This is a genomic window from Vagococcus sp. QWL-13 (assembly GCF_058683555.1).
This window is the reverse complement of record NZ_CM178746.1, coordinates 441920-461621: the sequence shown is the minus strand read 5'-3', so window position 1 is coordinate 461621 and position 19702 is coordinate 441920. Positions and strand designations below refer to the sequence as shown.

Below are 19702 nucleotides of genomic sequence, written 5' to 3'. Positions count from 1 at the left end.
ACACTTTCCCTCCCTTGAATGTTTTTATTGGAAAATATCCTACTGCTAAAGTATGATTTATCCTACAATAAATTGACTTTATTATGGGTTCGCTGTAAAATACTAACGATAGCTTAATGTGGCTTAACATTTTGAGTTAAGTTGAGCCATCAGAAAGGATGTTACCAAATGAAAAAATCTTATACTCCGAGCTGGGTCAATAAGAGAATGGGATTTTTCTGTTTGCTTACGGTTTTATTTTGGGCTAAAACAATATTTGCTTATTTATTCGACTTTAATTTGGGCATTGAGAGCCCGCAACAGTACTTTATTTTGTTTATCAACCCTTTAGCGACTACTATTTTCATTCTGTCCATCGCTCTTTATATAAAAAGTAAGAAGCGGGCGTACTGGACGACGATGATTTTGTATGGCTTAATTTCTCTACTGTTGTTTTCAAATGTCGTCTATTATCGTGAGTTTACAGATTTTATCACCATCAATACTATGCTGGGAGCCGGAAAAGTTGCCTCTGGCTTAGGTGAAAGTGCCGTACGACTTTTCAGACCTTATGATTTGCTTTATATTGCCGACATCGTCATCGTAAGCTGTCTGTTAGGTTTTAAAAAAATCAAAATGGAAGAACGTTATGTCCGTAGCAGATATGCTTTTGCGGTCACCTCCCTATCGCTCTTGATTTTTTCCATCAACCTGACGTTAGCAGAAGCAGACCGTCCGGAATTGTTGAAACGGACTTTTTCCAAAGACTATATCGTCAAGTATTTAGGACTGAATGTCTTTACCGCTTATGACGGCGTACAAACTTATCAAACAAACCAAATCCGTGCTCAAGCTAGTGAGAACGACTTAGTAGATGTAGAAAATTACGTCAAAGAACATGCTGTGCCGGCAAATGAAACGATGTTTGGGATTGCTAAAGACCGAAATGTAATCTATGTGCACTTGGAAAGCCTGCAGCAGTTCATCATTGATTATAAACTGCTCGATGAAGAAGGCGTTGAACATGAAGTCACACCTTTCCTAAACAGTTTATTCCATGACAAACAAACTTACAGTTTTGATAATTCGTTCCACCAAGTCGCCTCGGGAAAAACCAGCGACTCTGAAACCTTATTGGAAAATTCGTTTTTCGGTTTGGATCAAGGACCTTTGTTCACTCAATTAGGGAACAAAAATACGTTCCAAGCAGCACCGAATATTTTGGCACAGGAAGCCGGCTACACTTCAGCGGTCTTCCATGGAAATGGCGGAACATTCTGGAATCGTAATGAGACGTACAAAAATCTTGGATATAACTACTTCTTTGATGCTAGCTACTATGATGTCAATGAAGACAATTCATTCCAGTACGGACTTCATGACAAACCATTTTTCCAGCAGTCCGTTCAGTACCTAGAGCATTTACAACAGCCGTTTTATACTAAGATGATTGCTGTATCCAACCACTACCCTTACTCTGAAATGGAAGGGGAAGAAGGCGGGTTCCCTCTAGCGAATACAAAAGATACTACCATCAATGGTTATTTTGCCACTGCCAATTATTTGGATCAGGCAGTTGAACAATTTTTCAACTATCTAAAGGCTTCCGGTCTGTATGAAAACTCATTAATCATACTTTACGGGGACCATTACGGAATTTCCGATTCCCGTAACCCTGATTTGGCAGATTTGCTTGAAGGTAAATCAAAAGAAACTTGGGACAGCTATGATGATGCACAAATGCAGCGTGTACCGCTGATGTTCCATATCCCTGGCCAGTCTGGCGGAACAGTAGACCATACCTTTGGCGGTCAAGTCGATGTGTTGCCGACCTTACTGCATCTGCTAGGAATCGATAATTCTAAATACATGATGCTGGGGCAAGATTTGTTTTCTAAAGAAAATGAGCAAATCGTAGTTTTCCGTAATGGAAACTTTATGACACCAGATTATACTGTTATAGGTGAAAATGTTTACCGCAACGATACCGAATCATTGATTTTTGAAACTACTGAAGAAGAACAGCTGAAAATAGACAGCCTGCGGGAAAAAGCTTCCTTACAGCTGGATATCTCAGACGCTCTGACCAACGGTGATTTGCTGCGCTACTACACAAACAGCGGATTGAAAGAGTTAGCTGTCGATGATATCAACTATAAAAATCAAATGCAACAAATGCTGAAAATAGAAAAAGAAAAAGGCGATAAGTCTACCAGCCTTTATTCTAAGAACGGCAATAAGTCCACTGTTGATTTGTATGAAGTGAAATCTTATCATGAACTTCATCCTGAAGCAGTCAGCGAAGAAGATAACGATTAAAATTTGCTTGAACAGCACATAGACTGGAGAGAAATCTCCAGTCTTTTTATTTCGCTCAATTTCAATGATTTTATCACATTTTATTCACAATTAAAGGGTACACTTACAGACAAAGGGTGGGATAATATGGGTAAGCTGACCTTGATTTTTAAAAAAATTAAATACCATAAGAAAATGGCTTTTGCACTAACTGTTTTTTTTATGTTCAGTGTTATTGCTTTAGGCTATGTTAGTCTGCTATCCGCCGTCAATCGCTGGAATCGGCAAAACAAATTAGAATCATGGGAAAGTGTGGGAATCACTGACCCACGCCATCCTGTCATTAAACTGATAAATACAAGCTACCAAGACATTCAAAATCAGTACACCCGCCTAAACATAATAATCTGGATAATAATTTTGTGCTTGCTGGTGATACTAGTTGCCGCCATCACCTTTTTACAAAAAAAAGAAATCACTGCGTCCTTTAATCTCGGCTTTCCTAAAAGAACAATCATCGCCCAATCATTTTTCACATGGTCTGCAACACTGTTTATCAGTTTTATTTTAACGGTTGTTCTGTGCTTTATTTTTTTCAATTCGATTCTCTTAAAAGTTTATGACCAAAGTCAAACAGTCTTTGACGACACACTCATCGTCAATTTGGAAAAACAGGAAAAAAACTTCCAACTTCCCGACACTGAAAAAGAAGAAGAAAAGCTGATGTTTTCCCTGCATCCAGAAAGGGGATTTGGTATACGCCCAAACAACCGTCAGTTAACTGTAAGGTATTTCATTACTGTGCTGATTAAGAAATATTTCTTTTTGACACTGGCTCTTTTGAGCACCATACTGGCAGTTACGCTTCCCTACACCATCTTTTCCGCAAAAAAACATTGACAGAAACTTGATTATTACGACTTTTATACCATCAATACTGACAATTTTTAAATAGAAAGGGGGATTAGCATTGAAAGTCCTGAACTCAAACAAAAACGGGGACAAGACAGGAATAAAAGCACAAGGTATAGATGGACTTGATAAGGGATTCTATGTTCTTCTATGCCAAAAGGATTCCCCCACCTCTATACAGGTCCGAAAAAAAGGGCATATTATCCGCGATAACGGCACACTGTTGCCCTATTTATCTATCAAACAGCAATTATTTTCAAGCATTTCTTTCAGACGACGGAAAGAATATTCAACCATTTTAAAAAAATGGTGGACATATTTCCGGTTGGATAAAGATTTTTTGGAAGAGACGCCGGAAGAATTAAGTCCGGAACAGCTGCTGCTAATCAATTTTATTCACTCGGTCGCTCAGAAAAAAAAGGTAATCGCCTTTGAAGACTCCAAACAAATCATCATTAAGCAATTTTGGCTGGATCTTTTCCCAGCCCTTGAAAAAATCGCCGCTGAAGAGCAGTTAACCATTATTTTATTGACTTCCAATAAAGAAATAGCATATATGGCTCAATACACGGCTTTTGAATAAATAAAACCTGAGAGCACGGAAACTTCCTTACGCTCCCAGGTTTTTGTGTTTAAACTCAGCTGTGTCTTATCCAAAGGGCTCACGGACAGCTTTTTTCGTTTTCAGTATTACTTTTTCCAAAAATTGTCCCAAAGAGTGACAGGTAAATGACGCTTGTGTTCGCTTTGCTGATATAGCTGTTCGATTCTGCCCCTTGCCTCTTTTGCAATCTCTTTTCCTTCCAGATAATCGTCAATGGCTTCATAACTGACACCCAATGCATCTTCATCAGCCACAAGAGGTTTATCATCTTCCAAATCTGCTGTGGGGATTTTTTCGTATAAGCTTGACGGAGCAGCTAAATGCATCAGCAGCTCCTTTCCCTGTCTTTTATTCAATCCTGAAAGAGGCAATAAATCTGCAGCACCGTCACCAAATTTTGTATAAAAACCAGTGATAGATTCGGCCGCATGGTCTGTGCCGATAACTGCGCCTTTTCTTTCTCCTGCTACCGCGTACTGAACGATCATCCGCTGGCGTGCTTTGATATTTCCTTTATTAAAATCTCCGATGGCAACCCCTTGTGCGGCAAACTCCGCCACTAAACTGTCAACAGAGGTTTTTATATTGACCGTCAATCGTTCATCGGGACGGATAAATTCTAAGGCCTGCTGACTGTCTGTTTCATCTGCCTGTGTGCCGTAAGGAAGGCGAATGGCAATAAAACGATACGCTTTTCTGCCAGTTTCCTCCCGCAGTTCTGTGACAGCCATTTGTGCCAAACGTCCAGCAAGAGTAGAATCCTGTCCACCGCTGATTCCCAAAACATAAGTGTCTAAAAATGGATGGGCTGACAAATAATTTTTCAGAAAATCCACCCGCTTGCAAATTTCTGTTTCCGGGTCTATTGATGCTTTAGCACCAAGTTTTTGAATGATTTCTTTTTGTAGCGATCCCATGATTTTCCCTCCATTATAATGATCTGCTTATTAAGCAGTAGCGTTTGTGACTAAACTTTTCAATAATTTTCTTTGTTTCCGCCAGAAAATTTCTAACTTATAAAACTTCATACTCGCCCAAAAGTAATGGTGATGATTTTCAGTCGGCAACTTTGTTCAAACAGGCAAGACAAACACTCCGCAAGTTGAGAAGACCTTCCCAACTCACGGAGTCAATTATTTTATTTTTTTTCTCCCTGATCAACTACCAACTCTTTCATTTCTTCTCTTACTTTCTCAACAATAGCTAATTTATTGTCATAAGCAGCTTGAGACAAATCGACGGGATAAATCTGCGGATTAAGATCGCGTTTGTATTCCTCCCACAGCGAATCATGATTTCTGGTAGCAGAGGCCTTGATTTCAGTCAGCGTAGGCTGGTCATAAACTAATTCTCCATCTACAAAAATTTCCTGCAGCAGCGGACGAGCGATAAAATCTCTGACTGTTTTATTGATAAACGTGTGGACCGGATGGAACATAAAGACTTCGTCCTGCAAGTCAGGACGTTCATCCCACAGTGCCACATAATCCCCTTCAGATTTCTGATTGGATTTTCTAGTGATGCGCCAAACTTGTTTCTTTCCAGGAGTTGAGACTTTTTCCACATTACTTGAAAGTTTGATCGTATCCACCAGCTCTCCTTGGTCATTTTCGATCGCCACCAGTTTAAAGACAGCCCCCAAAGCCGGCTGGTCGAAAGCCGTAATCAATTTAGTTCCCACGCCCCAAACATCAATTTTGGCTTTTTGCATTTTCAAGTTCATAATCATAGTTTCATCTAAATCATTAGAAGCATAGATTTTAGCGTCAGGATAGCCTGCCTCGTCTAATTGTTTGCGGACTTTTTTAGAAATATATGCCATGTCCCCGCTGTCAATCCGTACTCCAAGAAAATTGATTTTATCCCCAAACTCATTGGCCACTTTGATAGCATTTGGCACACCAGATTTTAATGTGTCATAAGTATCTACTAAAAAGACGCAGTCTCGGTGTGTTTGAGCGTAGGCTTTAAATGCTTCGTAATCATCTAAATAAGATTGCACCAGCGAATGTGCGTGAGTTCCGCTAGTCGGGATGCCGAAAATTTTTCCTGCCCGCACGTTGCTGGTAGCATCACAACCACCAATATATGCCGCCCGCGTGCCCCAAATAGCCGCATCCATCTCTTGCGCCCGGCGAGTACCAAACTCCATAAACAGATCGTCTCCGATAACTGATCTGATACGGGAAGCTTTCGTAGCAATCAGGGTCTGGTAGTTCACAATATTCAATAAAGCAGTTTCCACCAGTTGACAGTCCGCCAGAGGGCCTTCGATTTGAATAAGCGGTTCATTATTAAAAACCAGTTCTCCCTCTACTACAGAGCGGACAGTACAACTAAAGCGGAACTCTTTCAAATAATCCAAAAAGTCCTCCGGATAGCCTTCCACTTCACGCAAATATTCAATATCAGACTCGCTGAATTTTAAGGATTTTAAATAATTTATCAACCGTTCCAAGCCGGCAAAAACAGCATAGCCATTTTTAAAAGGCATCTCTCTAAAATAGCATTCGAAAACTGCTCGGCGGTTATGTCTGCCCAATTCCCAGTAAGTTTTCATCATATTGATCTCGTATAAATCAGTGTGCAGCGTAGTACTATCATCAGCAAACAGCTTTGCCACTTCCTTCATCTCTCTTTCCTTCTCGCTATAATTGTCTTACTTTTTAAAAATAATCACTTTACTAAAAACATAATTGATGACGACGATAAAGAATTGCGTCGCAACCTTGGCGTAACTTTCTTTTGCTTTCATTTTTCCCACCAGCAGATTCATCATCACCACTTCTACGCCTAATGAAGCCACTCTGGCACCAAAGAAAAGAAGGGTTTCTTTCAGCAAACTCTGCCACGCTGTGTTGTAATTTTGAAAGACGATAAATTTGTTCGTCACAAAGGCAAACAACACTGAAAAGAACCAAGCTATAATCATTGAAAGATTCATGTTGATTTTAAGTGCCCTGCGGCAAATAAAATGAACGAAGAAATTGACGAGGGTCGTCAACACCCCCACAATCAGGTAACGAATAATTTCTTCACTTAGACCAAACATTGCCCTATCTCCACCCGTCTTTGTTCATTATACTACACATCAAGAAAATTGATAAAAATTTCACCAATCAAAGCTTTTTCTCTTAAATCATCTCATCAAAAAAAATCTATTTTTCTTCTAAAGACAGTTTATCATTTTCATAAACGTGAGTCAGTTCCAGCTGGGGAAAATCCTGCTGGCGCAGTGCCTCGTACAAAACCAGAGCAACTGCGTTGGAAAGGTTTAAAGAGCGGACATGCTCATCATTCATAGGTATCCGCAGACATTGGTTTTCATATTCTCTCATGAATGACTCCGGCAAACCGGTCGTTTCTTTTCCGAAAATAAAGTAATGGTCTCGTCCGTCTGCATACTGGACATCTGCATAAGTTTTTCTGGCAAATTTCGTGACTAAGTGAAGCTGTCCTCCTTGGACCGTTTTGAGAAAAGCAGGCAGCGACTCATGATAGAAAATGGCTACGTCGTGCCAGTAATCCAAGCCCGCCCGTTTCAAGTGTTTGTCATCTGTCAAAAATCCCAAAGGCTCAATCAAATGGAGCGGGGCATTTGTCGCCGCACAGGTTCTGGCGATATTCCCTGTATTCGCAGGAATTTGCGGTTCAAACAATACGATATGATTTGTCATGGCACTGACCTCCGATTATCAGTAAAAATAAAAAAAAACGTATCGGCTCGGTGTTTATTCACGGCGAGTCCGTTACGTTAGTGATGCCTTTTCACTAACTTTTATCAGAACAGGAATCTGATAAAAACCAATGAAAACAACTAAACATACTATATCAGAACGTCTAGTTTTTTGCAAGAGCATTTTCGGTAATTATTGTACGAATTTCTGAAAACACCTGATAAAAGCAGCACGTCCACGGTCACCTCATTGATCGGGTCTATCAATGCTCTCTTTTTCGCTTCTTCTGTTGCCTGCCAGCTTAAAGGAGACATACTTAAAAAGTCTTCATAGTGTTCTTCCGGAATACGGAAATTGTAAGTAATCCGTTCCTCATGAACGGTTGTCATGGCCTCTTGGAAATGTTCATAAACTTTCTGATTAGAATAGGCAGTTTTGTTTGTCTCTCCTAAAAACAATTCCCTAAGCTCTTTTAAATAACCTGATTCCGGAATCACTTTGATTACCTTGCCATTCTTTTGAAGCACTCTCTCAAACTCGCCGTAATGACTGGGCGAAAAAATATTCAGCACATGGGTAAGACGATGGTCGGCAATCGGCAGATTGGTTAAATCAGACACTAGCCAAAGTGCTGACATTTCATGGTTAGTTGCCAATTCGATACCATCCTTTGAAATATCGCAACCTATTTTCACCCCCGGCACCCCCAAAGCATCCAACTGACTCAAAAAACTGCCCTCGCCACATCCTGCATCCAGTAAATACTGACTGTGATCACTTTTCAGAAAGCTTGCAATTTTTTCCAGTATTGGGTGATACATCCCCGTACTAATCATTTTCTGACGATGAATCAGCATTTGCCGATTATACTCTGTATCAATTTTTTTATCCAGTAAATACAGCGTCCCTTTTTTTGATAAATCATAGACATGTCCCTGATTGCAAACAATGCTATATCCCTTTAATTCAACCGATTCATCGTGACATTTCGGGCAACGAAGCAGCTGCCCCTGTTTTTGAATAAAACCAGCTGACCGGTCGATTTTCTTTTGTAACATTTAGTTCCTCCTTAGTTCCCCCTTAGTTCTTTCCCTAACCCATTTTTTCAAAGATCCCATTCTCAACTTCGCCTATGCTCTGATATTGCTTGTTGAAAATAAATAAAAAACAAGCCTAGCATCGTTGAATCCAGAGCCTTATCCCATCAGCTAATATTGGCGGACAGTGATGTTTTGTCGGCTCTGTCTTCAATATAAGAGAAAGACCTTTATTTCTTTTTTATCATAGCACAATTTATAATTTTTTTCGCCGGGTGACGGTTTCTAAAATATTATGTTACACTGGAGAAAACTATGGGAGGTTTTACTGTGATTAAAGAATTTTGTGCGGAAAACTTTACTGATATTCCTCAAGCAGTTGAAAATGGAGCAAAAAGAATCGAACTTTGTGACAATCTCCATGTTGGTGGGACTTCTGTCAGCACAGGAGTGATGGCGGAAACCGTTGATTACTGCCACGAAAAAAATGTTTCCGTCATGGCCATGATCCGTCCGCGGGGCGGAGATTTCTACTACAATGATACCGAATTAAAAATGATGGAAATAGATTTGTTAGAAGCAAAAAAAATCGGTGCCGATGGTGTGGTGTTCGGCTGTTTGACTGAGGACGGTAAAACCTTAGATACCGATGCTCTTGAGCGTCTCATCGATAAAGCAGAAGGATTGCAAATCACCTTCCACATGGCTTTTGATGATTTATCTAACGAAGAACAGTTCAAAGCCATTGACTGGCTGGCGGAAAATGGTGTGGACAGGATTCTGACCCACGGAGGAGCCAAGGGCACTCTGATTAATGAAAACTTTGCCCACTTAAAAGAATTAATCGCTTACGCCGGCAATCGCCTCATTATTTTACCGGGAGGAGGCATCACCAAGGAGAATCTGCAAGAAGTCGCTGATGCATTAGGTGTTTTGGAGGCCCACGGTACCAAGATTGTTTAAAGTCTAAGGAAACATAACTGGGATTCTCTGTATGCGGGAAAAAACATCAAAGAATTACAGACACTTCTTCACGATATTTTCTTTCATCTATCAAGTTTTGAGATATGAATTAACGTTTCGTAAAGCATATTCTCCATTTATTTTAACGGCTGGCAGAAAACTCTGACGGTCTTTTTTATGAGCATACAACAAACTGCCCTTTGATTTATTCTTCAAAGAGCAGTTTGATGTAAAAATCCGGCAATCGTCATTTAATAAAAAACTGCATGAACATGCCGGCAATATTAAAATAAATCAAAACACTGGTCAAGTCACTCAAAGTAGTGATAAAAGGACCGCTGGCAACTGCCGGATCAAAGCCCAACCTGTCCATGACCATAGGAATCAAACTGCCGGCTAAATTGGCCACTGTAATGGCACACATCATTGCAAAGCCAATCACAAAACCTAGGGTGAAATTTTGTTTCCATACGCCTACGATCACGAAAATCGTAAATCCTGTGATTAACCCTGTGATTAACCCCGTCAAAATCTCCGCCATAATCAATCTGAAAAAACTGCGGTCATTTGCCTGCAATGCCAATCTTCTAACCGCAACGGCCAGCGACTGTGTTCCTGCGTTGCCGGCGGTTCCGGTAATCAAAGAAATAAACACTGCAAGAATGCTGGCCTTGCTGACAAGTGCTTCATAATGTCCGATTAATGTTGCCGTGGACATACTTAAAACCAGCAGAGTCACCAGCCACGGCAAACGTTTAGCTGCCGATTGAAACGGATTATCTGCCACTTCTTCTACGTCGACCCCGGCAAGTCCAGAATAATCACTAGCTGCTTCTTCATCAATAACATCAATAATGTCATCAACTGTAATAATCCCAAGCAAACGATTCCGGTAATCTGTCACGGGCATGGCAAGGAAATCGTAGTCCCGAATCATCCGGGCCACATCTTCCTGATCGTCCCCGACTTTTACAGAAACTACCCTTTCGCTCATGACTTCTTTAATCAATTTTTCTTCGTCGCTCACGATCAAGTCTCTCAGGGAAATGACCCCCACCAAAAAACCATCTTCATCTATTACAAAAATATAATAAATGATTTCAGCTTCCCGTCCGACTTTTTTTAAGTAAAGCAATGCAGATTGAACTGTCTGCTCTGCTTTTACCGCCACATATTCCGTGGTCATGATTGAACCGGCTGTATCGTCTTCATAATGCAGAAGATTTTTGATTTCTTTGGCGCTTTCCGGTTCCATGATACTCAAATACATGGCCACATCTTTTTTATCGAGCTGATTCAGCGTATCGACAGCATTGTCAGTAAACATGAACGTCAGCATGTCTGCGGCATAACTCGGATCCATTTCTTTCAGCAGCTGATCCACATCTTCTTGATTTTCCTCAATGACATCAAACATATTCGCCATTTCTTGAGGGGAAAGATACGTATATAACTTTTGCCGATTTTCAGCATCTAAAGATAAGTAAAACTGTCCTTGCTCATAAATATGTAAATCAAAAAAGATTTTCCTGAATTCGCTTAGCTGGTCTTTTTTTAAACAGTCCAATAAAGGGGCAAAGCTCACCAACATTTCCTCGTCCATCTACAGCTCTCCTAACATCACAAATTGATTCAGATCGGGGGGCAGTCCTTGTTTCAAATGTAATCTTTCATTAGTAAAAGGATGGGTGAATTCCAGTTCAGAACAATGGAGTGCCTGACGGGAAATACCCAAAGTCATATCTCCGCCGTACAGATCATCACCTACCAGCGGACACCCTAATGCAGCAAAATGGACCCGGATTTGATGGGTCCTGCCTGTATGCAGCTGAACAGTCGCCAAAGCATACTCTTTAAAAACTGCTGACAGCCAATATTCCGTCACCGCCTCCACACCCTCCGGTCCGGTTTTACGTTTAATAAGGGAAGCGGTGTCTCGTAAAATCGGCAATTCGATGGTGTCATGCGCTTTCAAAACTTCTGGCTGTCCGCTAATCAGTGCTTGATATTTTTTAATCAAGGTCCGATTTCTCAGCTGTTTGTCCATCAGTGCATGGGCGTAGCCATGCTTGGCAAACAACATTAAGCCTGTGGTGTCTTTGTCCAAGCGAGTGACGATATGAACCACTTGATCAGCGTAATTTTTTTTCTGATAGTAACCTTTCACCCGATTGGCCATCGTTCCTGCGGGGTGATATTGTGCCGGTATGGAAGGAACACCGCTGGGTTTGTTCACGACCAGAAGGTGCTCATCTTCAAAAACAATAGACAACGGCGCAAACTCCCCTGCCAAAGTCTCATGGCCTGTTTCGTCAGGAATCTTGACGCTGACCACATCATCCGCAGTCAACGTAAATAAAACATTTTCAACGTTGCCGTTGACTCGGAGGCATCCTCCTTGAAATTTGATTTTGGCCAGCAGTCCTCTAGAGATTCCTTTGCCACGCAAAAAAGTCCGCAGCAATTCCGGCTCTCCTGCTGAGTATATCCAACTAAATTCCATTACATCATGTCATCCTTCAACTCTGTACTTTCAATAAAACCATCTTTCACACGACTCCAAAAATTCGTGTGCCGGTGGGAAGCAAAATGAATCCGTTCGTCTGCGATTCTATAGTCGATTTGTTTGATATTTTCTTCTGACAATATCAATTGATCCACTGACAGTATATGATCATTATGACTCTCCAGCTGAATGGAGATCCATTCGTTGCTGGCAATAATCAGGGGGGATCCCAGTGTCCGGTAGACCCGGTTGTTGATCGACGCAATCTCTGCCAGCTGCAATGCATTGATTTGCGGATGAATCACTGCCCCGCCGATACTTTTATTATAGGCGGTAGAACCTGTCGGTGTAGAAACAGATAAACCATCGCCGCGAAAATTTTCAAATAATTCCCCTTTGATATAAACATTGCCTACCATCGTGCCGGTCACCCGGCGAATCGTACATTCATTCAGCGCAAGAAAGTGTTTTGACTCCCGCTGGTCCGTATAATTCACTTGCACATCCAGCAAAGGATAGCTGACACTTGAATTTGAATTATCCACGTCAGCAACTAAACTGTCCACCAGCTCTTCTAACTCATAATCCCGCCAGTCAGTGTAGAAACCTAAGTGTCCTGTGTGAATACCAATAAAACGAATTTGATTCAGTTGATGGACATAGCGGTGAAAGGCCCCTAGCAGCGTCCCGTCGCCGCCGATACTGATAACGATTTTGGGATTTTTTTCACTGAGAGTCAGACCTTTTTTTCTGATCAGATCTTCCAGCTCCCGCTTTTTTTTCTGTGAATGTCCTGTTCTATTCGAAATGATAGAAATACACATGTGTTCTCCCTCTCTGTCTATCTATTAAGGCTCCTCCTTGACAAACTGCTGATAATACTCGTCTATCTCCTGTCCTTTGCCATGGGAAAAAAGATGCTGGGCTTCTTTTATTTCCTCACGGATCAGCGACATTTCTTCGTCCAGGGAGTGAGCCGCCTCAGAGGCGTTTTTTAACCTCTGTTTGATTTCATCAGGAAAATCTCCCTGATATTTATAATTCAGCGAATGTTCGATCGTCGCCCAGAAATTCATCGCCAGTGTCCGGATTTGAATTTCTGCTAAAATTTTCTTTTCGCCTGAAACCGATTGTACGGGGTACTCAATAATCAAATGATATGAACGATAGCCGCTTTCCTTCTTATTAGCAATGTAGTCCCGTTCCTGGATTACCCGCATATCGTTTCTTTGGCTGATCAGCTTCACCACTGTATAAATATCATCAACAAACTGGCACATGATTCTCAAGCCGGCAATATCTTGCATCTCACGCTCGATATTTTCCTGATTGATGCCTCTTATTTTAGACTTTGTGATGATACTCTGCTTAGGTTTGACCCTGCCTGTCACAAATTCAATCGGAGAAGCTTCCCCCTGATCGCGAAATTGTTTTCGAATCCCCTTCAGCTTGATTTTCAGCTCAGAAACAGCTTGCTCATAAGGTATTAAAAAGTCGTCCCAGTTTTGTGTCATTACAATCCCTCATTCCCGTCTAGCAATCATACAACCTACATTTTAGCATATTTGCCTCAAAAAAGTTAGTCGCATAGCTGTAATGTATTCACAAGGCAATTCGTTGACTAATTAGACAAAATAAGCGAAAATAAAGATGGACGGGGGAAGGGGGAATCTATGGAAGAAACTATCGAGGTCGAATTTAAAAACCTCCTGACTGAAACTGAATTTTTAAAGTTGCAAGCATACTACAATGTCTCCGATGAGCTTTTTTTTACTCAAGAAAATTATTACTTTGATACCTCTGATCGAAAAATCCAAACAATGGATGCTGCCTTGAGAATCCGCCTCAAACCAAATGCAAATGAGATCACCTTAAAGACGCCCTTGCAAGAAGGGCTTTTAGAAACCAACGAACCGCTGTCTCTTCAACAGGCCGATGCTTTTAAATCTGATAAGAAATTCCCGCAATCCAGTCGTATTTTTTCAAAAATCCCTAAATTGAAGTTCTCTGAAAATCAGTTGCAGCTGATTGCCTCTCTCAAGACTCGAAGAGCCGAAAAACAATTGACAAAAGGCATCCTTCTTGTTTTAGACGAAAATTGGTACCACGGACAACATGACTTCGAACTTGAACTTGAAGTTAGTGATTATACCGAAGGAAAACGATTTTTTATTGATTTTTTAAAGCAACATCAAATACCTATGCGTAAAACAGAAAATAAAATTTTTCGTGCTGTAAAAACACAGCAAAATGAAATGTATAGAGCACAGGAGTGAGCACATGATCGAAATTTATTTTTTTATGCATCCTCTCTGCCTCAACTGTTTAGAAGTAGAAAAAAAAATCATGGAACTAATCCATCAACATGAACGACGTATCACTTTAAGTTTTATCCCTTTACTAAACTTAAAAAGTTTCAGGCGATTTATCCAGTTGACCCAGCTTCCTTCCAATTTGGCTGCAAGGAACGATCTTTTTAGCATCAATTACTCTACAGCAATGGACTATAAAGCCGTTCAGCTTCAAGGAAAGAAAAAAGGAATGGATTTTCTTTTAAATTTACAGGAAGCTATTTTACTAGACAAACAACCATATTCAAAAGAAATGGTTTTGGAATCTTTAAACAAAGTAGAGGCAAATGTTGACATGTTTTATTCTGACCGCTCTTCCGAACAAGTCAAAAATATATTTTTACGAGAGCAGCACTTGGCTCTCGAAATGGGTGTGGTGGAACGTCCTTCTATCGTAACATTCAATTATGGCAACGATGAAGATTTTGGCGTATTAGTGGTAAATCCATCCAGCAACTCGGTGGAAAAACTGTTCCATAATCTTGACAACTTAAATCAGTATCTGCATCAAGTGACTTCTGATATTTTTTACAATGACTTATTTGATTCTTAGAAGAGTGGCCTGCGCGAAAACAACTCTGGTTTAAGCTGTAAAAACACTTAACAGAAATTATAAGAAAAACACAGGAATGGTCGTCAAACGTATGCACCGTCATAACTGTTTTCGGGTAACATAAAAGAGTCAACCTCTTAATCACGGTTGACTCTTTTTAGTTTGCTTAAAATTTTCAATTTTTGCGACTATTTTTCTGATGAGTTCAATGTATCAATCAATTGTTCGAATTCATCCAAACGTGCTTCAAACACGCTCATGGCATCTTCTAAATAATCCGGCTTGGTCATATCCACGCCTGCTTTTTTCATGATATCGATTGGATAATCGCTGCGCCCAGCTTTCAAATACGTTAAATAGGCGGTCAATGCCCCTTCTTCTTGCTTTAAGATTTTATCTGCCAAGGCTGAAGCGGCAGCAAAACCTGTGGCATATTGAAATACATAGTAATTCAGGTAGAAGTGCGGGATGCGCGACCATTCAAGTGCGATTTCCGGATCTTTTTCTACCTCTGAACCGTAGTACTCAGCATTCAGGTTAGCATAATTCTCATTCAAAAAGTCGCTTGTCAACGGTGTGCCTTTAGCATCTTCCACATGCATAAAATGTTCAAACTCGGCAAATTGAGTTTGGCGGAAAATCGTTCCTTTAAAGCCGTCCAAATAGCGGTTTAAAATAAAAGCGCGCACTTCTGGTTCCGTTTCTGTTGCCAAGAGATGTTCTGTCAAAATATTTTCATTGGTCGTGGATGCGATTTCTGCCAAAAAGATGGAATAATCACCGTAGACATAAGGCTGATTGTTGCGGGTAAAATAGCTGTGAACACTATGTCCCATCTCATGCACCAATGTATAGAGCTGATCCAGACTGTCGTGCCAGTTCATTAAAATGTAAGGCGCAGTGTCATAAGCTCCTGAAGAATAAGCACCGCTTCGTTTCCCCTGATTTTCAATCACATCAATCCAGCGGTTTTCAAAAGCTTCCTTTACGATGGCACCATATTCTTCTCCCATCGGCTTCAATGCAACTTTTGCTTTCTCCACTGCTTCCTCGTAAGAATAGCGGATAGGTGCTTCACCCAAAATCGGCGTATACATATCATACATATGTAATTTTTCTACACCAAGAATTTTTTTGCGCAGTGCCACATACCGGTGAAGCAAAGGCAAATGTTTACGCACTACTTCAATCAATGTGTCGTAAACTGCTTCAGGGATACGATTGCCCGCCAGTGCAGCAGCCCGGGCAGACGGATAATTACGGACAGACGCCCGAAAATTATGAACCTTCACATCACTGGACAAAGTGCTTGCCATGGTGTGCTGAAATTGTTCGTACACACTGTAAAGACCTTTAAAGGCTTCTTCACGGACTTTTGGCTGGACACTTTCCATCAGCTTGCCATAAACACCGTGGGACAGTTGAACCGGCTCACCGTCTTCTCCTTCGATTACCGGGAATTTCAGATCAGCATTATTTAAAATTGAAAAGATATCTCCTGCAGCACCGAAAATTTCTCCTGCTCCAGCGAGCAAAGCTTCTTCTTTTTCTGATAACACGTGAGGACGTTCCTCCAAGACAGAACGTATCATTTGACGATAAACTTCCAGTTTAGGTTCCTGGTCGAAATAGGACCAAACGGCTTCATCTGACAACTGCAGCAACTCCGGTTCAAACCAAGATACCGCCTCTGAAGCTTTTGCTGCCAGACTGCTCATCTTGCCATACATGCCCTGATATTTTGTATTTGCTGTGTCTTGATCGTTTTTTAAATGGGCGTACACATACATCGTTTCCAGCTCACGCATCAAAGCCAGCATACCTTCGATTGCTTGTAAAAATTTTTCCGGTCCTTCAGCGAGGGTTCCTTGAAATTCTTTGACCTTTGGGATGTCATTTTCAAAACGAGCAACTTTTTCTTCGAAGACCTCGTCATTTTCAAAAATTTTAGTCAAGTCCCATGTGAAGGCTTCGGGTAATTCTTCACGCTTTGGTAATTGTTTTGGTGTACTCATATTGTATAAAACCCCTCTCCATTTTGATACATATTCATGATATCATATTTGTTTAGGCAGACGGCTGATGTAAGTCTTATTTCTCATCATTTTTTCAATAAAAGTACTCTGTGATTCTTCATCGCTATTGATGTCCAACATTTTCAAACAGCGGATGCAACCATTTTTTATTGAAATATAGTTGAACGCCGCCAACACTTTCAGCCAAGTATAAATCATCTCTTCCCATTCTTCTTGCACTATTTGATGATCTACTCCATACATGCTATTTTTTTCTGCTAAAAGCTGACTGACGAGTTTTTTATAGTTGATTGTTTGGCAGTCTGACAGACAAAGCCAGCACTTGACTCGCCAATACAACACACCCCCGTTCTCTAGACCAAAACTTACAGGAGGCAGGAAAAAAATCGGATGCAGCAAAGAAAAATTGGTCCCAAGCATATAGAGTTGTTCCTGTGTTTTCATAAATAAAGGATTTTTAGCAATCAAATTTTTTTGAATAATACTCTTTTGTTTTTCGTAAAGGGGTAGCAACTCATAATGCCGCTGGAGAAATAGTTTTGCTTTTTCTGGATAGGAGAGAATTTCTAACAAAGAGCCGTTGTTTTTTCTCCAGCTTTTTTGACTATGATACACTTCTGGGAGAAAAGACAGCTGTTCAATGTGATAGGACAATCTCAGACTGGACTGTGCCACATCTAACTCCCAAAGGAATAACCCCAGTTTGGTATTTCTATTTAAAAATAAACGTTGAAAACCGGTCATTTTATTTTTTAGAAAAAATCGGCTGCCCAGCAGCCAAAAAACTTGATACCCATGCCGCTGGTAATTCTCTGTTCGTTCCTGCATCCGTGCCAGCGGTAAAGGACTGCATTGAAATTCTATGGCACGTCTCCCTTCAAGCAAAACATCCGAACGCTGCTGCAAGTTTGGCAAATAAGCTTCTAATTCATAGTCAATCGCCCAACCCTCACACCATTCAGCAATCAAGCTTTTCCCCCGCAAATGTTCCTCCGTTTCCCCTTCACTAAAACTTGAACAATCCATCGAATGTTTGTGGGCAAAGTGGGGCCGCATGACCGCCCCATTTTTTAAAATTAACAGCGAGCCGCAACTGGGACAATAGAAATTCTGAATCCGCAATAGCTCTGCCTCATCCTTAGTGTGGTTTAACAAGTTGACGACTCTCCCGTCAGCAGATTTTCCTACCAGCATAAAACTCATCCCCTTTTTAAAACAAAGTTCGATAAAAAAAGAGAAGTGCTCGAAACTATCAAGCACTTCTCTGGTAGTGAGAAATCGGAAAAAATTAATGAGGGGAATATTTTATTTTCCCCTTTTATTGGGTCGCTTAACTTCATTGAATAAATAATAGGTACTAAACACAAATCTCTCTGATTGCCATTAAGATATCCAAACTTTTGCCAGCAAATAAAAAGCAAATAAAAGAGAGATGACCCAAACAATGGCGGACACTTCTTTGCGTTTTCCGCCAAACAACTTTACGATTGGATAGGCAACAAACCCGAAAGCCAGTCCGTCGGAAATGCTCATGGAAAAAGCCATCATCACGATCATTAAAAATGACGGGAACCATTCTGTAAAGTCTGTCAAATCAATCAGTCCGATATTCCCCATCATCAGACACCCGGTGATGATGATGGCAGGGGCCAACGCTGAATAAGGAATAAAACCAAGGAGCGGGATCATAAATGTGGCAGCAAAAAAAAGCAGACCGGCCGTGACAGCCATGATGCCAGTTTTCCCGCCCTCTTGAATCCCGGTAGAACTTTCAGCAGCCGGAATTGTCGGACTGGTACCCAAAACACTGGACAACATCATCACCACACTGTTGACCACAAACATTTTCCTGAACTGCTGCTTCGTCAAACCGGGCAGCAAACCGTTAAACAAACCAATCGATTCAAAAATCAAAATCATAGCTAAAGAAAAAACGCCTAGAAAAAATTCGATGGAAAAAAATGCTGAAAAGTCCAGTTTGCCCACAATAGAACCATAATCATTGATGACTGACAAGCTGAAATTGCTTTGTTTCGGATCCACGAGTTGAAGCAGATTAGCAACCACTGTTGCTAGTATGATTCCAATAAAAAAACTTCCTTGAATCTTATTTAAAAATAAAAACAATGTGACGGTCAGCGCCCCCAAGGTCAACAACAACCCCGGCGAACTGAAATTATTCAAGGTCATAAATGTTTGTTCGCCGCGGACAATGATTTCTCCTTTTTCCAAGCCTACCAGCACAAGAAAAATACCGATACCTGAAGTAATGCCGTGTTTCAAACTATCCGGAATGGCATCATTCATTTTATCGACGATGGGCGTCAATGTGATCAGCAAACAAATTAAGCTGGCAGTAAAACTGACTGCCAAAGCCTGTTGCCATGTCAGCTTCAAACTGACTACCAGCGTATAGGTAAAAAACGAATTCACTCCCATCCCTGTGGTGATGACAATAGGAGCATTCCCAATCAAACCGATGGCCAGACACCCAATCACAGAGATAAAGATAGTTCCAAAGACACTGTATTCCGGCGGGATGCCTGCTTCGGCCAAGATGAGAGAGTTGACCACGATCACATAAGAAATCGCAAAAAATGATGTCACCCCTCCGATTATTTCCTTTTTTAAATCTACGTGTTTCCATTGGTTCAACATTTTCTGTCTCCTTTCTGCCCCGAACACAAAAAAAGTACAGACGGGTAGCATTGCGCCCACCCACCTATACATAACGATTTTTTTTATTTGATTGTCAATGTGTTGCTCTACTCATGCCACTCTACCAC

At 40.9% G+C, this 19702-nt stretch carries 18 protein-coding genes; 6 read left to right on the top strand and 12 right to left on the bottom strand.

Annotation, left to right across the window (positions count from 1 at the left end; all coding sequences use genetic code 11):
- The first annotated feature begins 168 nt into the window (after window positions 1-168).
- The 3 genes from AC4PHI_RS02265 to AC4PHI_RS02255 all read left to right on the top strand — a co-directional run bounded on the left by AC4PHI_RS02265 (window position 169) and on the right by AC4PHI_RS02255 (window position 3772).
- Window positions 169-2298, top strand: a complete 2130-nt coding sequence (locus AC4PHI_RS02265) for an LTA synthase family protein (RefSeq protein WP_492200709.1) — start codon at window positions 169-171, stop codon at window positions 2296-2298.
- Window positions 2299-2424: 126 nt separating this feature from the next.
- Window positions 2425-3177, top strand: a complete 753-nt coding sequence (locus tag AC4PHI_RS02260) for a hypothetical protein (RefSeq protein ID WP_492200708.1) — start codon at window positions 2425-2427, stop codon at window positions 3175-3177.
- 70 nt (window positions 3178-3247) lie between these two features.
- On the top strand, window positions 3248-3772 hold the full coding sequence (locus AC4PHI_RS02255; RefSeq protein WP_492200707.1) for a hypothetical protein: 525 nt from the start codon (window positions 3248-3250) through the stop codon (window positions 3770-3772).
- A 107-nt stretch (window positions 3773-3879) separates the two neighbouring features.
- Here AC4PHI_RS02255 and nadE read toward each other — a convergent pair whose 3' ends face one another.
- The 5 genes from nadE to AC4PHI_RS02230 form a co-directional block, all read right to left on the bottom strand.
- Entirely contained in the window at window positions 3880-4710 is an 831-nt protein-coding gene (nadE, locus tag AC4PHI_RS02250) for an NAD(+) synthase (RefSeq protein WP_492200706.1), read from the bottom strand.
- Window positions 4711-4931: 221 nt separating this feature from the next.
- Complete coding sequence (locus AC4PHI_RS02245; RefSeq protein WP_492200705.1) at window positions 4932-6425, bottom strand: nicotinate phosphoribosyltransferase; 1494 nt, start codon at window positions 6423-6425, stop codon at window positions 4932-4934.
- Between the two features lie 27 nt (window positions 6426-6452).
- On the bottom strand, window positions 6453-6845 hold the full coding sequence (locus AC4PHI_RS02240) for a GtrA family protein (RefSeq protein WP_492200704.1): 393 nt from the start codon (window positions 6843-6845) through the stop codon (window positions 6453-6455).
- Window positions 6846-6951: 106 nt separating this feature from the next.
- Window positions 6952-7470 carry a tRNA (uridine(34)/cytosine(34)/5-carboxymethylaminomethyluridine(34)-2'-O)-methyltransferase TrmL gene (gene trmL / locus AC4PHI_RS02235; protein WP_492200703.1) on the bottom strand — a complete coding sequence of 173 codons (519 nt, stop codon included), beginning with the start codon at window positions 7468-7470 and terminating at the stop codon, window positions 6952-6954.
- Between the two features lie 149 nt (window positions 7471-7619).
- Window positions 7620-8528, bottom strand: coding sequence for a methyltransferase domain-containing protein (locus AC4PHI_RS02230; protein ID WP_492200702.1), 909 nt, complete (start codon window positions 8526-8528; stop codon window positions 7620-7622).
- A 309-nt stretch (window positions 8529-8837) separates the two neighbouring features.
- Here AC4PHI_RS02230 and AC4PHI_RS02225 point away from each other — a divergent pair, with 309 nt between their 5' ends.
- On the top strand, window positions 8838-9470 hold the full coding sequence (locus AC4PHI_RS02225) for a copper homeostasis protein CutC (RefSeq protein ID WP_492200701.1): 633 nt from the start codon (window positions 8838-8840) through the stop codon (window positions 9468-9470).
- 247 nt (window positions 9471-9717) lie between these two features.
- Here AC4PHI_RS02225 and mgtE read toward each other — a convergent pair whose 3' ends face one another.
- Genes mgtE through yjbM form a run of 4 tightly spaced genes read right to left on the bottom strand, consistent with a single transcriptional unit; the run spans window position 9718 to window position 13490 of the window.
- Window positions 9718-11073, bottom strand: coding sequence for a magnesium transporter (gene mgtE / locus AC4PHI_RS02220; RefSeq protein ID WP_492200700.1), 1356 nt, complete (start codon window positions 11071-11073; stop codon window positions 9718-9720).
- Window positions 11074-11973: an RluA family pseudouridine synthase gene (locus AC4PHI_RS02215; RefSeq protein ID WP_492200699.1), complete on the bottom strand. Its 900-nt coding sequence runs from the start codon at window positions 11971-11973 to the stop codon at window positions 11074-11076. It abuts the gene before it with no gap.
- Entirely contained in the window at window positions 11973-12800 is an 828-nt protein-coding gene (locus AC4PHI_RS02210) for an NAD kinase (RefSeq protein WP_492200698.1), read from the bottom strand. The genes AC4PHI_RS02215 and AC4PHI_RS02210 overlap by 1 nt, the downstream gene beginning before the upstream one ends.
- A gap of 24 nt (window positions 12801-12824) precedes the next feature.
- Window positions 12825-13490: a GTP diphosphokinase gene (gene yjbM, locus AC4PHI_RS02205; protein ID WP_492200697.1), complete on the bottom strand. Its 666-nt coding sequence runs from the start codon at window positions 13488-13490 to the stop codon at window positions 12825-12827.
- Window positions 13491-13649: 159 nt separating this feature from the next.
- Here yjbM and AC4PHI_RS02200 point away from each other — a divergent pair, with 159 nt between their 5' ends.
- Window positions 13650-14252: a CYTH domain-containing protein gene (locus AC4PHI_RS02200; protein ID WP_492200696.1), complete on the top strand. Its 603-nt coding sequence runs from the start codon at window positions 13650-13652 to the stop codon at window positions 14250-14252.
- Window positions 14253-14256: 4 nt separating this feature from the next.
- Window positions 14257-14880: a DsbA family protein gene (locus AC4PHI_RS02195; RefSeq protein ID WP_492200695.1), complete on the top strand. Its 624-nt coding sequence runs from the start codon at window positions 14257-14259 to the stop codon at window positions 14878-14880.
- A gap of 188 nt (window positions 14881-15068) precedes the next feature.
- Here AC4PHI_RS02195 and pepF read toward each other — a convergent pair whose 3' ends face one another.
- The 3 genes from pepF to AC4PHI_RS02180 form a co-directional block, all read right to left on the bottom strand.
- The gene (gene pepF / locus AC4PHI_RS02190) at window positions 15069-16895 is read right to left on the bottom strand and encodes an oligoendopeptidase F (RefSeq protein ID WP_492200694.1); all 1827 of its coding nucleotides are present in this window, start codon (window positions 16893-16895) and stop codon (window positions 15069-15071) included.
- 42 nt (window positions 16896-16937) lie between these two features.
- Window positions 16938-18110, bottom strand: coding sequence for a competence protein CoiA (locus AC4PHI_RS02185; RefSeq protein ID WP_492200693.1), 1173 nt, complete (start codon window positions 18108-18110; stop codon window positions 16938-16940).
- Between the two features lie 189 nt (window positions 18111-18299).
- Complete coding sequence (locus AC4PHI_RS02180) at window positions 18300-19574, bottom strand: NCS2 family permease (RefSeq protein ID WP_492200692.1); 1275 nt, start codon at window positions 19572-19574, stop codon at window positions 18300-18302.
- Window positions 19575-19702 lie beyond the last annotated feature (128 nt).